Source organism: Larsenimonas rhizosphaerae, from assembly GCF_023700005.1.
Lineage (GTDB): Bacteria > Pseudomonadota > Gammaproteobacteria > Pseudomonadales > Halomonadaceae > Larsenimonas > Larsenimonas rhizosphaerae.
On sequence record NZ_JAMLJK010000001.1, the window covers coordinates 1,710,656 to 1,725,179 of the forward strand.

Here is a 14,524-nt window from a genome sequence, read left to right on the forward strand (position 1 = left end):
CAGTTCAGGTTGTCCCTGCAACAATCAGTGGCCTGAAACGCGTACGAGCCTCCTTGACCTTTTTGACGTAACGGCGCGTTTCATCGGCGGGATGGTGGGTACGCAGCCGGTTATAGACCTGCTGTGAACTGAGTGAATTGATTCTGGCCAGCGCCTTTTTCTTTCCGCCCCCGAAGGTCTTGTACACATTGCCGGCTCCGCCGTTATAGGCAGCAATAACACACAAGCGGCGACTTACTGGATCGTTGATGCCCTTGAGATAAACATGATTGAGCAGCCCGAGATACGCCGTGCCCACATCAATGTTGCGCCCGGCATTGAATAAATAGTCCCTGTCGGGCTTTCCGGCCTTCCGGTAGACCCGATTGAAGACATCATGGCCGGCAGTACGCGGAACAATCTGCATCAGCCCGAAAGCCGGGATATGACTGACGGCGTAGGGGTTGAAGCTCGATTCTGTCGCGATGATGGCCATGACCAGTGCCGGGTCTACCTTATGGCGGTGACTCGCCTTCTCGATGGCCGGTACAAACTGTTGAGCTCTTACTCTGAGGTGATTGGAAGATAACGGTATATTTATTCGTAATATATCACTTCCATCTGCCTGCTGGCTGCGCTCTACACGGTGGGTGGCCAACCAGCGCGCATAGCGTTTGGCCCGCCATGCGTATTCAACCGATTTACCTTCCTGGTCTCTGACCTGGCCCGCCAGCACCCCCTGTATGCCATCCGTCGGTGTATCACTCAGCCGCCCGCTATCCAGCGCACTGTCATCGACAGGCGATGCCAGCGTCTTTTCGATCAGGCGGGTCAGCTCTTCCGTGGTAGCCCCGCTCCTGAGCGTTTCAATAGTGACTCGGCCATGCTCGAAATCGATCTCGGAGCGGCTTTGCCAGTTATCATCGTAGGCCACCAGGGTCCTGGTCTGAGAAAGTCTGACATCCTGCCAGTAGGCACTGGCATGTCGTTGCACGGCTTCAAACAGGGGATCGTAATCAGCCAGTGTCTCACTGGCACTGCCCGTCCATGCGTTGACAACGCTCATCACACTATCAACACGGGCTTCCAGAGCCGGAAATTTCGAAATCCAGGGAGGGTCCTGGTCGGCACCGGCGAGCGTTACGGCCGGCAGCAGCAACCCGACCGCGAGCAGCACAGCCCGCGATCGATAAGCCGCATTACGCCAGCCAGTGAGGGGAAGATAGCGCATGGCGTTGCTGCTCCAGCGTGCGCAGGTGGGTTTCCCAGTAACCGGGGCGTTCAAGCCAGCTGAAGGCTGAGGGAAAGGCAGGGTCGTTCCAGCGCTCGATAATCCAGGCCGTATGGCGCACCAGACGCAAGGTACGCAACCGCTCGATCCATTCCAGTTCACGGCTGTCGAAGGCACGATACTGCTCGTACCCTTCGATGATTTCAGACCACTGTCGCTGCCACTGCTGGGCATCTTCTCCGCTCAACCACATCCAGAGATCGTTGATGGCGGGAGCAGTAATGGCATCATCAAAGTCCACCAGTGAAAACTCGTCATCCCGGCCCAACAGATTTCCGATATGACAATCACCATGAGTGGGCAGAAGGCGCAGCCCTGATAATGACCACTGTTCTGCCTGGGTAAGCAGTTCACTTGTCAGACGCTCATAGGTACGGCGCTGCCCCTTGTCGAGACGGCCGCACAAAAGTACCTGCTCACGACTTCGCTCCAGAAGGGGCATCGGTTCAAGTGTCGGTCGATGAACAAACGAAAAATCGGCTGCTGCCGCGTGCATCCTGCCCATCAGCTCGCCCAGTGCAAACAGGTGTGCCGGATTATCAAGCTCGGGCGCCTGCCCGGGAACGGCATGAAACAGGGCGTAATGAAACCCCTTGAACTCATGGCGACGGACACCCTCCGGCGATGTCCACACTCGCCCTGCGGGCACCTGGTGTTGTTCCAGCCAGTCAAGAAATGAAAGCTCTTCATCAATCTGCTGGGCTGTCCAGCGCCCCGGCCGGTACACCTTCAATACAAACCGCGACCCACTTTCCGCACGCCAGGCATAGACCCGGTTCTCATAACTGTTAAGTGCAAAGGGCTCGCCCTGAAGCTCAAAGCCCAGAGCTTCAATCATATCCAGCACGGTTACAGGCGTCAGGGTGTCATAGGGGTGAGTCATGGCGTTCTCCTTGGCGAGGCGGCCATGCTAGCAGATTCATGGGAGGCCGGTGTGCGTGCCAGCGTCAGCGCATTGACACGACAGGCCCCCCTCGCTCGGCAGGCTTGAGCAAGAGAGCCAAGCGTAGTCCCCGTGGTCATCACATCATCAAATAACCAGACGGTCTTTCCTGTCATGTCAGGCACTTCAAATACCTGTCGCTGGTTCTTCACCCTGCCCGCCCGAGTCAGCTGCTGCTGACGGGGTGTTGCTCGGCGCTTGTGCGCTTCAAGAAGTGGCCACGCCAACCGTCTCGCTACCCGCTGCGCCAACCACCACACCGGATCGAACCCGCGCTCCCTGCAGCGGGATACATGAGACGGAACGGGCAACAGCGCGGGTGAGTCGGCATCAGAAACCTTATAAAGATGACCTTCCAGTAAACGAAAAAGATTGTGGCCGGCACGAAAATCAGCGTGGTGTTTGAATCGAACTATCAACCAGGCAATATCTTCGTCATAAAGAAAGGGAGAAAATACATGATCCATGGGAAGCGGCTGCTTCATACAGCCACCACAGCTGCTCGAGGTGGCCGGCAGAGGATGAGCGCATCTCGGACAGGCTGAGTGATTGACGGGCAAATGTTCGAAACATCGCCGACACCATTCCTTGCCCGGCATTGCCAGAGCAAGGCACCCCTGGCAACGAAGTGCCCACAATGATGTTATATCAACCCGCCCCCACACCACGGCAAGCTCCTGAACAATGGCTTTTGCCTGATAACGGCAAACAGGCCAAGCGCTTGAACTTCAAGGATAAAACCATCAGGACTTGCGCCAGACCAGACATCATGTATAATGCGTTTCGCTGTCGCGGGAGTGGTGGAATTGGTAGACACGCTGGATTTAGGTTCCAGTGCCGAAAGGTGTGAGAGTTCGAGTCTCTCCTTCCGCACCAACAGCTTTAATTACCTTCTCTGGATATTCCTTCAAGCCCGCCAGCGGCCTCCCTCAGAAAGAATACTGCATACCCATACATGATGGCTTAACCCCTCTTTCTTGCATTGTCTGTGCTGTATGCCCAGTTGTATGCTCGCCTATAAATGGCATACATGAAGTGGCCGCAGATCAAACGAAGGTCTCTCAGATACAACATTGGCTAACCCTGAACCTGAACGCGCATCTATCATAAGCTCGACGGTAATGGCCTCTACATTCGAGTGAAGCCCAGCGACACCAAATCCTGTAGTCAGGATATAACAAGCCCCATGACACGTAGCTCCGAATGGGACCAGATGGTTATCCAAACGTGTCTACGACATCTGCGCGAGCAAGAGCCGAACGCCCTCGTAGAATGACTGCAGATGGTAGATATATCGGCAAGTGATCAGAAACAGGCGAAGCAACGCTAAAGGAAGCTGGAGAAAAGTAATATCAGTGCAGCATCGATACTGGTTGAGCACATGGAGTCATCCCATAAACGCGCATGCAGCCTGGCCGAAACATTCTTCCCACCATTTGCGACAAACCACTGGATGAAATAACCCGTAAAGACTGTGCAGGAATAGAGCAGACACTAGAGAGCAGAGGCGCTTTCAATATCGCCGGAAAAGTCTGCGACTGGATCAGCATTATCCTTTCGATGGCGACAGCACAAGGAAAATGCGAGCTCAATCCGGCATCCGAGCACAACGCCACGGGGAACAGCACATCGCAATTACCCTCACCTTTCCGAAAGTGAACTACCGGATGCATTACGGGTTTTCAAGAGCATCGCCCACCAGTGTAATAAATGGCAGCCTTGACCTGAAGTAGTTATCGAATCTCGTTAGTACTTTTCATATTAATGAACATGGAAAACCACTCCACTTACATTCATCTTTTAACATAAAAAGATTAATCATAAAAAATTTACAACCATGCTCATAGCTGCCAAAAACATTATCATTGCAGCCGTCCTGAATACTATACGCTGCGCATTCACGCTTCCTAGTATGTTACGCGCTCTGGCCGCACCCAGAATAAAAATACTTCCCACCAAACCAAGCACCCCGGCCGTAACAGGAACCAAAACAACGCCCCAGGTAAAAACTGTTACATCTTCAAGAGAAATCACGATAGGCACAAGTGCCAGATAAAATGCTATAGTCTTGGGATTCCCGATAGTAATACCCAACCCAGCCACCCATGAAGCTCCCAGCGATTTTAGATTCATGGATGGGTTAGCGTCCAACACTTCCGGCTCGTACTTCCAAAACTGCCATGCCAACCATAATAGATAAGCCGAGGAAGCTATACGAACCATCAGGAAAAAAGAAGCAAAATTGTTGACCATGACCGCCAGGCCAAATACAGCTAACGTCAAATACAGAATATCGCCACAAACAATTCCCAAAAGCAATGCAAAACCAGGAAGAATCCCGCCACCAACACTTCTAGCGACTAAAGCCGTCATTCCTGGTCCCGGTATGGCTGCAGCTATTGCCAGTGCCGACATATATGAAAATAACTGTGCGATATTTAACATGCGTATAAAATTACAACCTCATTTTTGAAGCAGCTCTTCCAGGAACCGAGCCTCAGGCAATCAGGCCCGCAGCGTTTAAAACTGTTATTTTTTACGAACATCATTTTCAGTCAAACACCCTACCCCACTACATAAGAAATGCAAAACATGAGCATTTTTCTGGAGAAGGTGGACCTGACAGAAAAGTCCGAAAAATACTCAATCGCCGACCTTGTCTATACTCATGGAATGATATAAGCAGTCATTTCTTCAATTTCTGGCTACCAACTCGGCTATCGGTGCCTTCTTGCTAGCCAGAATGACCGGCGAACGTGCAATGCCCCCCATACCGACTAGCGCAGGGCCGGCGACACCATCGACCGCCTTGGCCGCAACATTAGCGAAGGGAGCGCCGAGAGCGGCAGTCAGTCAGGCCACGGCGTTCTGACTACCATCCTGCAGGGCCTGAAGGGCTTTTTCATAGCCACCGATCAAGCCACCCCATGGTAAACCGCGCAGGGAGTCAGGCTATAAACCAACACTGACGCGCCCTCCCCGTCGCTCAAGTATGATTTTCTGATTGTAACCGAGCGTCCGCAGCGCAAGATCACGTTGATCGATATTCGATTACGATAGCCAGCGATGATACAGGTCCGCGCAGGACGAATACTCCTGCGTATTCTGGACGCAGATCAGCATGGCATGCGCCAGATTCAATATCCTGGCTATCATGCCCGACATCCAGTGGCGATGCAGTTTGTCGTCAAGACAATAAAAAACGCCGTGGCAAAAACCATGGCGTTTGTATACTTGACTCACAACAGTCCCGTATCCAGGAATCAACGATGCGGAAACACCTCTTTTCCACATTCATCAATCACGCTCTGAGGCCATTCGGGCAAACGACAGTATCTACAAAAGAAGTAATGCCCCACAACCTGCACACTGAAAGGAATCAAAAAAATCACGCGCACTGCCGAATAAATAAAATGAGCTTTCTTGCCGTCAGATCTCTTTGAGCGGGGCTGAAAACGGTGCGCCGCCTCAGACAGGCTTGGCCGCAAGTCAAGATGCCCCGAAACAGGCTCCACCGAATCAGGACCTTCTTCCATGAAGCGCCGTACATATTCGAAACGAGCCGAAAGGTCATCGATCATTGCTTGGCGAGCATTATCACTATTGGAGATCATGTAATGATAGTCATCGAACGAGAAACTGTCTTTAACGCTACCATCATCATGGAACAAGTACCCCTTGAGCTCATAATAGTAGCCCTCGATACTTCCAGCAGAATAGGCAAGACAAAACGTGCATTCATCCCAGCGACAGGTTTTTGGTTGAAAGTCGACATCACTGACAAAATAAACTCTTTTAGAGTCATGGTTAAATATTATGTACTGAAGGCCTTGGATCTTTAGCTCGCTTTTCGCAGCAAATAAAAGGGGGTAAGAAAACAAAAAACCAAGAAACGCCATAAAAGACAATGCAACGACTCCACCAGCATCAACTTCAACGTCGTAAATCCATGGCATTGCCAAAGGGAAAGATAGAAAAAAAACTAGCAATACAATTCCGCCTAGTGTGCCCCAGGAAACATACAGCCCTCTTTCACGGAACCAAGACTCTGATAACACCAAACAGTTATTTTTCCGAGCACAAACAAAGTCAGGCACTTTGACTTCTCTGCCACCCTCCTTTATGTCGAAAATATGCGATTTTGAAAACACTGAAAAACTGTTTCTGTTTTTACCAAAAACACCGACTGCCTCAAGTATCTTTTGCTGAGCTTTGTTCATGATCAGTTTTCCAATACCTTCTGTAGTTCTTTGTCACTTATCTTGACACTAGGCCAGCGATTTTCGCTACCGTAGAAGCAATGTTTCAACCAATTTTGCGCGTCACTATCTTTAACTGCCTCTATCAGCAGAGCGACACCTAGTGCGATCATAAATATCAGCCCAGCCCAACCAGACAGAAATTTAACAAAAATAGACATTATACCCAATATGGCGTTTAAGCCAGCTGAAACGCCATATAGAATCATCATTATCCAATTACCTTTTTTAGCATTTTCAATTGCATTTTTGGCGTCATAATACGCAAACCCCCAAGCGGCTCCGGCACCAAGGAAACGCCCAAAACGTCCATACCATTTTGCCCGTGCCAACGCACTTTCTTGACTAGTCGTGCTGATGCTATTAACAGCAACTGCCCGCTGTATACCTGTTTCAGCAGTATTCAAGACGCCACCGATCAACCCAACGCCGCTGGCATAATAGCGCCCCGCGGCTTCTTCATCAGCAAACACATCAGCGTCTTGCATGGCGTCTCGCGCAAACAATGTAGATACTGTACTAAACAGTAGCCCCACAGCCGCTATACGAGCGTCACTATTGACGAACGCTTGAAACTTAGGCAATGCAGTCTCGCGAATGTTCTCGGCAGTGAGAATAATAGGTTGACTCGAATTTAGCAGCCTGGCTTGCGCAGCTCGGCCTCCACCACTGCCATCTGCCACCTGTCGAAGCGCTTTGTCATCCAGTAGAATGATGTTAGGGACACGAATCATCGGTTCAGAGCCGCCAGCCTTAAGCCAAGCGCGAGCCACGCGACGCATTTGGTTAGCGCTAGGACGCTTATTGCGAGGAATACGGTCTCTCATCTGAGCAGTAAGCCAGTTGAGATGCTGTTCAGGCGTACCTGCCAATGGACGCTGCAGCATCAGTCGTCCTGTGGCCAGCATTGACGCGGCAACGTAAACATTCATGGCTGCCGAATCGAGTTGACGGGAAAGAAACTTGGCCACCGGCGCGCCTGTCTGATATAGCAGCTGCGAGAAAATATTTTTAGCAGCTTCCTCGGAAGCTTCCGGGTTGAACATATATTTCCGGCTAGCCGCCCAGGCGCTATTTATCTTGTCCATTGCTGTTTGCGCGTTGCTGGCAGTGATTACCGTGTTTTCTAGATCCTTGACGATGGCAACATGCGCAACCTGGTTCCACACTAGGCTACGCATCAACAGGTTAGAGGTATCGTCCAAATCGGGCTGCTCGACCCATTCCTGAATCAACTTCTCGCATTCGGCCCGGTCTGCTGCATCATGTAGGCACTCAATAAAATGCTCGACATAATGCGTACCAGAGTCCAGATCATCATCCTTATAGTCAAACTCGAAGCAGTTTTTAAGTGAAATGGAGCCCAGCCATTTGGCATGGTCTTCAGAGATCGGAGTATGAACCGTTTCTTGTTCGTTATATAAAGCAGTAGATACCTGCGATTTAAAGTCCTGCGCGATTTCCTCATCTGACATCTTCAAGTATTCGTCATTATCCTCGAAGATACCAAACCAGACATCATTTCGTGTACTACGCCAAGCCCGCTTGCGGTGAGCCTGAATAGTACCCTGACTGAGATATTGCTGCTGGTTACTCGCCATAGTACTCGCCAGCAGTTCCTGCATCTCCAAAACCGTCTGCCTGTCGGCATCTGTAGCCGTACCATTATCAATCTTTCTCTGTGCCTCACGTAGTCTTGTTTCAGGCACATTCAGTATCATCGACTGATTTTCGGCGATACCGTTTCTATAGACAGACTCCGCTGTGATCTCGACCGTATTCTTAATGGCCTGTATGCCCTCCCACGAGGCAATACGCCAGCTATGGCGCTGCAGCGATGCTGCCACGGCCTGAATCTGCTCGGCGTTAAGCTCGACGGTAATGCCCCGCGGGTCATGGGTTGCAAACACGATAGCGCGCCCGTTTGACTTTCTTTCGGCCGTCTCGACCAAATCGTCGGCTTCGAAGGCGCGCCAGTGGAACGGATAGACGGATTCAAAGGTGGCTGTGTTCTGATCATCGTCCAGATCGGCCACCGTACTGTTAAAGGAACGTGATGCAAGAGAACGATATTCGCTGACCCAATTGGTCAGTTCTGACAGCGGTGCGGTATGAGGCTGCCCCGCGCCTCCACCAATGCACTGGGCGGGAGACAGGAATTGCATACGCTTTGATGGATCCTGCGCCACCCGGTTGCGAATGCTTTCATCCCAGTTTGTATCTGAAAAGGCCAGCCAGGCTTCCGAGACGTCTTCCGGTGTGCTGATGGTGACACAGCGCGCCATCTGCCAGTCACTTGAACGACGACAGGCCTGATTTTTTTCAATATCGGGAAGAGGCGCATCAAGAGGCAGCGGAATAAAGTTGCTGTCGCTGGTGACCGAATATTTTCGCCAGGTGGCGCCTTCGGCGTCGCCACTCGGGAAATGCAGATAAAAATAGCCCTGACGCATGCAGCGCAGGATGTACCTGGCACGCTGCATGGATTTATCCAGCACGCCCTCTCCAAACGGGTCGCCCTGTGAAATCGGTGTCAAACCATGAATTCCATGGGCATGGCTCTCGGCAATGGCCGAGTAACGTACAGGCAGAATCACCAGGCCGGGTGATTTCTCGCACATTGTACAATCATCACAGCCACCTGAGCCGGTAGCAGCCGATGGGGTCGTCGCAACCTGACTGCTGGCGCCCCCCACAATGGCACTGATATCGGGTGTAGAACTCATGTGACCCTGCCCTCTGCATTCAACTGTTTCTGAATGGTCTGCCAGTCTTCCGGCGACCAGTGTGCTGTCGTTCTCTGATAGGAAGCGCCTTCCTTTACCGCGCTGATGACAGAAGCGACTTTTGGGTGGTCCGTAACCCTGGGATGCACCAGCACCTCATGGAGCACCAGTGCCAGACAGTCCTTCATATCCCCCAGACCCAGTGCCTGGGCACGATCAAACCGATGGGCAAGATGGGGGCCCGCCTCGGCATCATCCCGCAGCTTGTCTGGATACATGGCGCGCCAATGCTTCAGACATTCACGAATGGCGGGCAGTAGTTCAAGGTAACGACGCTGCTGTTCATCCAGTATCAGGCGTATCATCCGCCCTGCACTCGACTCGGGTGGAGACGTCACAATCCACTGGCCGTTCGAGTCCATCAGCTCCCAGTGCTGAATATGTCCTAACAGGGAATGAAGCTGACCATTGGTCAAAATCCATCGAAGATGGGTCATGACTCGTGGGTCAAAATAGCGGCAATACCTTGTCTGCCCTTTCTGAACTCCAAACAGGCAAAAACGGCTCAACTGCTCGCGCAGTATCCGGGCGTCAGTATCCGCGTGCAGGATGGCGCAGACCACGGGGGGCAGCTTGTGCTGCCATCTCCGATTGGTCTGCTCCCTTATTGCGTCTAAAGCATGCTCATCGAGTCGATAAAGATGTGGAGTCAGCGCGTGCAGATCACTGCGCTGACGAGGCGCAAGCGCACCAGCGAATTCGACCCCTTCCTTTATATCCAGTGAGCCATTGAGATGATCATGCAGTAACCACGTGGTCATGTTTTAAGCCTGTCATCCGACAAAGGATGATCCCTTGCTGGCGGCCCCTGCATGTTTGGTCTGGCAGTCACTACCTTCCGGCAGCTCCGGCATCGCCATATCCATGCTCGCTGGGCCATCAAACACGTGCTGCGCGCCCTTCACATCAATATTGCCGGGGCCGTGGATTTCGACGTTACCGCCCTCGATGCGGATATACCCACCACCACTGCTGAGCAGAATGCCGTTGGCGGCATTGATCTGTACCCGCCCTTCGGTAGAGGTAATCTTTACATCCTTCTGTGCGGTGAGCGCCATGTCATCACTCTGAGCCTGCACTTCCACCTTGCCCTTTGCCGCAAAGAGTTTGATGCCGGCGCGATAGACAAACAGCGAGAGTTTCTCGGAGATGGAGGCGATCAGGCTGCGCCCGGTGGCGATGCTCATGTCTTCGCCGGTCGAGACGCTCAGCGAGCGCCCTTGTGCCAGGTGGGTAGATTCAGGCGTGCTCATGGTGATGCCGGCCGGCGAGGCCATATGCAGCCACGGCGCCTTCATGCGGGCGGATTCGCCTCGCCCGCCGGACTCGCTGGCACCACGGGCACTATTCTGATCGGCATCAGCGATCTGTTCGCTGTTGCCGTAGCGGTCATCGGCGTCATCTCCGGCCTGCTTCAGGCCTTCCAAGGTGTCGAAAGGTTCGGCGTTGTGATCCGCCGCGCTCTGGCTGAGCGTGTCGGACAGGTTCCAGGCGCTCTGGATCTGATCTCGCGCAGGGGAGAGATCAAGCTGATCGCCGCTGGCACCGAGCTGACCCCAGCTGGAAAGATAGAGGCCTTCGTTGGCGCGGATGGCGCCATAGGCATCGGTGCGCAGCTCAAAGCCGGTGCCGCGGAAGGTGCCCCGGTGGTTGCCGTTCTGGTGGATCAGGTAGCCCAGGTTGAGCTGGCTTTTCGAGTGCTCGGAGTTGAGCCGCACCCGCTCCTGATCGGTGGCGTCATCGAAGACCAGTTCGTTGTACTTGCTGCCACGGTAGGTCTTGCTCTTGATGCCGGAGAGCAGGCCGTTGCTGTGCCAGTCGGGGGTCTGCTCGCCGTTGTAGATGCGCCCGGTGATCAGGGGCCGATCGGCGTCGCCTTCGAGGAAATCGACCAGTACTTCCTGGCCGACGCGGGGCACGAACACCCCACCCCAGCCGCCGCCGGCGCTGGGCTGGGCGACCCGCAGCCATACGCCGGCCTGTTCGTTGCGCTGGCCCTGGCGATCCCAGTGGAACTGGACACGTACCCGGTTGAGGTGGTCGGTGTGGATCTCCTCACCAGCCGGGCCGACCACGGTGGCGGTCTGTGGGCCGCCGAGCACCGGGCGGCGATGGGTCAGCGGGTGGCGGTAGGGCTGGCTGCGGCGCTGGGCCTCGATATCAACCAGGAAGTGGCCGGTGCCGGCGCTGCGGTAGTTGTCCAGCACCTCGAGGTTGTCGTCCTGATCCTCATCAAGCCCGTGGGCGCGGCGGGCGGCGTCCATTTCGGCCTGCAGGCTGCCGGGCAGGCGTTTGAGATGGGCCGAGACCGGCAGGGCATTTTCGGCATGCGTGGTGATGCCCAGCAGCAGGAACTGCCGTTCGGCCTCGCCGCCGGTGTCGTGCAGCGGGTGCTGGGTGAGTTCGAACCAGTGGCCGGCCTGCAGCTGACGGGCACCGCCGGCACCGTGGAAGCGTCTGGCCAGCGATTCGTGGGCCTCGAGGCGGTTCTCGGTCAGCCGTTCGCCGCGCTCAAAGCCGTGATAATAGTACTCGCCGGCGTAGTCGTAGACTTCACTGGCCGGCAGGTTGCCCTGCTCATCGAGGGTGTCGAGTCCGGTGCGTTTGGTGAGCGCGGGCTGCTTGTAGTCAAAGGTGCCGACGCTGACGCGGGTGGGCTGGGCGCGGCGCGCGGCGCCCCACTGGTTCAGGGCGTCCTCGGTCTCGGTGGCGGCCTGGCGATGAAAGCGGATCGCCTGCGGGCTGACCGGCGGACAGGTGTCGACGTCGTCGGTGATGACCAGCCGGTGGCCGTCGAAGGCGACACTGTTGTCGCCACCGTCGTCATCACTGACGCCGTCCCCGGCGTGTTCGAAGTAATACCACAGGCCTTCTTCCTCACACAGCCGGCTGATGAAGTTGAAGTCGCTCTCGCGATACTGGACGCAGTAGCTGCGCGGCGGGTACTCGCGACGCAGGTCGAAGCGATAGCCGCCGCGGGCGATGGGGTGGCCGTCAAACACCTCGGTGAGAATATCGACCGCACTGCGGCCCTGAAACAGGCGACTGTCGCGGCCCAGTTTGAGCATCGCAAGCCAGGGTACCAGAGTGAGCTGGTAGTAGTAGACGCCGCCGTCCTCGCCCAGCAGCGCGGCCTCCTCGACCAGCGCGTGGCGGGTGCGAGTGCTGCCGTCAGCCTGCAGAACGCTCAGCTGCGCGGGCTGGGCCATCAGCGACGTGAGTTCGATATCGCCCTGCTGGGCCACGCAGTCGAGGCGATAGCGAAACGGCGTGCTGACGCGCTCCTCGCCCACCAGCCTATGCGGCAGCAGCGCTGTCCCGGGCAGCGCCAGCCGCAGCAGACGCTGCGACTGAGACAGCGTGATATCGAACTGTTCCAGTAAACTATCCAGTAGCGAATCTGACATCTTCCTGTACCCTTTCCTGCAACCTGAGGCTCGTTATCTCGCGCAGCAACGCTCATGGGCCAGGCAAATGTTCTTCCAGGCCCTGTCGCAACACGGCTAATTTAACATATGCAGTATGGAAGGTCGGCATTCAAGGCACGTTATTGCACACTAATGCCATACTTTTTGGCTTCTCAACCAGCACTACGGCACAACTGGTTTGTGACAGGATTATTGTTCCGAGAGTATGTGAGGAGATTCATGATGTTGCACAGTAAAACCGTCTTTGTCTCGCTACTGACACTGGGCCTGACCGCCTGCAATGGCAGCCAGGCTGACAGCGAAGAAAACTCACAAGCCGTCAAGGATCTGATCCAGAAGACGAAAGACAACATGATCCTTGTCGAAGGTGGCTCTTTCCAGATGGGGGACTTCGGGCCAATTGATCCCAATTTGACAGGCAGCGACAAGGGCCTGCCCTACAGTGCTGACGAAGATAACAAGCCACTGCACAAGGTCACACTCGATACCTTTTACATGTCGCCGACCAAGGTCACCTATGCCGATTACGATGTCTTCACGGCGGCAACCGGTCGGGAAAGGATCAACACGACGAATGAGTTCGAAATGCAGTTCCGTCAGGACAATGTTCCTGCCGGTGTCGATTGGCAACAGGCCCATGATTACTGCAGCTGGCTGGCCGACGAAACGTCCTTGCCTTTTGCATTACCTACCGAAGCTCAGTGGGAATACGCGGCACGGTCAGGAGGACAGTTCATACCTTACGGTACCAGCACCGGCACGCTTGAAAAGGGTAAAAGTATTCCAACCAGGTATGATGTAGACAAGGCAACACATACGGGCATAAGAAGTAATCTAGCGCCTTACCCTGTGACGCTTTATCCACCTAACAAGCTTGGTTTTTATCAAATGGGAGATAACGGTAGAGAGTGGGTATCTGATTGGTATCAGGCTTCTCCTGAAAAAAATCCTCAAGGGCCTGAAAGTGGAAATGAAAAGGTCGTAAGAGGTTTACCGCGCGGAGAGGGCTGGGGAGGCGCTCTAACGATAGAGCGTTATCATGTGCGTCCCGACATAGGTGAATATTCTCTACATACAGAGTATTCCTTTCGCTGCGTCGTAAGTTCCGAAGCCATGGAAAAATAAATATCAGTGGGTAGATGAACATGAAAAACACCCCTTCTTTTTATATTCAGGCCACCATAGTGGTAGTTTTGCCAGGCAAGCAGATAACTTCTGCCGAATTATTACAAGGCTTGTAAAATCCCGGTGCAACTCGCTGTTGAACCTGCGTAAAGTATTATTCCACTCGATTACTTACCATGCGATCTCCCTTGGGAGCCACCTCCGGGAGGTCCTGATATATTCTTCGAAGGTCGTTGCCGTAATCGCTAGTGTAAATTTTCGAAAGTCCAGGCAAACTTTCGATTCGATCCTTTTCCCCATACCGAGAAAGCCATATACTTTCCCCTCTCCTTCCTTTTGGCGGACTTTTTGTCCGCCGCAGATAGCTCAGTCACTGTACATCTTCCTGCCCCCTTTCCTGCAACCTGACCTGAGGTTTGTTATCTCGCGCAGCAACGCTCATGGGCCAGACCAAGGTTCCTCCAGGCCCTGTCGCAACACGGCTAATTTAAACATATGCAACATGGCAGGTCGGCACTCAAGGCACGTTATTGCACACCAAATTCTGCTTGAAAAGTCAGCTCGCATGCAGCGCTCGATACAGGACAGCATCACCATGGCCCTGAAGCTGCTGGCCAGGCTTGTAATAACGGGTATTCAACCGCTGAAGATAAAATTGTTTCCGCACTTATCTCGAGATCTACATTAGCGGAGCTTTTTGGAGTTTACGATAT

The 14,524-nt window shown here is 53.8% G+C and carries 10 protein-coding genes, 1 tRNA gene and 1 pseudogene; 3 read left to right on the forward strand and 9 right to left on the reverse strand.

Annotated elements, in window-relative coordinates; translation table 11 throughout:
* Positions 1–4 precede the first annotated feature (4 nt).
* From NAT21_RS07835 to NAT21_RS15590, 4 genes and pseudogenes are all read right to left on the reverse strand, one after another.
* Positions 5–1,210, reverse strand: coding sequence for a murein transglycosylase domain-containing protein (locus NAT21_RS07835; protein ID WP_250936997.1), 1,206 nt, complete (start codon positions 1,208–1,210; stop codon positions 5–7).
* Positions 1,179–2,153: a serine/threonine protein kinase gene (locus tag NAT21_RS07840; protein ID WP_250936999.1), complete on the reverse strand. Its 975-nt coding sequence runs from the start codon at positions 2,151–2,153 to the stop codon at positions 1,179–1,181. The genes NAT21_RS07835 and NAT21_RS07840 overlap by 32 nt, the downstream gene beginning before the upstream one ends.
* Entirely contained in the window at positions 2,150–2,698 is a 549-nt protein-coding gene (locus NAT21_RS07845; RefSeq protein WP_250937002.1) for a ComF family protein, read from the reverse strand. Before NAT21_RS07845 ends, NAT21_RS07840 begins: the two co-directional genes overlap by 4 nt.
* 9 nt (positions 2,699–2,707) lie before the next feature.
* Positions 2,708–2,881, reverse strand: a pseudogene (locus NAT21_RS15590) (double zinc ribbon domain-containing protein); the annotation flags it as partial.
* Between the two features lie 123 nt (positions 2,882–3,004).
* Between NAT21_RS15590 and NAT21_RS07850 the strand changes: the two are divergent.
* Positions 3,005–3,089: transfer RNA gene (locus NAT21_RS07850), tRNA-Leu, on the forward strand.
* 528 nt (positions 3,090–3,617) lie between these two features.
* A complete protein-coding gene (locus NAT21_RS15630; RefSeq protein ID WP_407658222.1) occupies positions 3,618–3,872 on the forward strand; it encodes a phage integrase central domain-containing protein in 255 nt (84 codons plus the stop codon).
* 159 nt (positions 3,873–4,031) lie between these two features.
* Here the strand turns inward: NAT21_RS15630 and NAT21_RS07855 are convergent, their stop codons facing one another.
* The 5 genes from NAT21_RS07855 to NAT21_RS07875 all read right to left on the reverse strand — a co-directional run bounded on the left by NAT21_RS07855 (position 4,032) and on the right by NAT21_RS07875 (position 12,665).
* Positions 4,032–4,658: a LysE family translocator gene (locus NAT21_RS07855; protein ID WP_250937004.1), complete on the reverse strand. Its 627-nt coding sequence runs from the start codon at positions 4,656–4,658 to the stop codon at positions 4,032–4,034.
* Between the two features lie 818 nt (positions 4,659–5,476).
* Complete coding sequence (locus NAT21_RS07860) at positions 5,477–6,433, reverse strand: DUF6708 domain-containing protein (RefSeq protein ID WP_250937006.1); 957 nt, start codon at positions 6,431–6,433, stop codon at positions 5,477–5,479.
* Positions 6,434–6,435: 2 nt separating this feature from the next.
* Positions 6,436–9,198: a T6SS effector BTH_I2691 family protein gene (locus NAT21_RS07865; protein WP_250937008.1), complete on the reverse strand. Its 2,763-nt coding sequence runs from the start codon at positions 9,196–9,198 to the stop codon at positions 6,436–6,438.
* Positions 9,195–10,019, reverse strand: coding sequence for a DUF4123 domain-containing protein (locus NAT21_RS07870; RefSeq protein WP_250937010.1), 825 nt, complete (start codon positions 10,017–10,019; stop codon positions 9,195–9,197). The genes NAT21_RS07865 and NAT21_RS07870 overlap by 4 nt, the downstream gene beginning before the upstream one ends.
* A 12-nt stretch (positions 10,020–10,031) precedes the next feature.
* Positions 10,032–12,665 carry a type VI secretion system Vgr family protein gene (locus tag NAT21_RS07875; RefSeq protein ID WP_250937012.1) on the reverse strand — a complete coding sequence of 878 codons (2,634 nt, stop codon included), beginning with the start codon at positions 12,663–12,665 and terminating at the stop codon, positions 10,032–10,034.
* A 240-nt stretch (positions 12,666–12,905) separates the two neighbouring features.
* On the opposite strand from NAT21_RS07875, the gene NAT21_RS07880 reads away from it, so the two are divergent.
* Positions 12,906–13,811 (forward strand): formylglycine-generating enzyme family protein, encoded by a 906-nt coding sequence (locus tag NAT21_RS07880; RefSeq protein WP_250937014.1) that lies wholly within the window; start codon positions 12,906–12,908, stop codon positions 13,809–13,811.
* Positions 13,812–14,524: the final 713 nt, after the last annotated feature.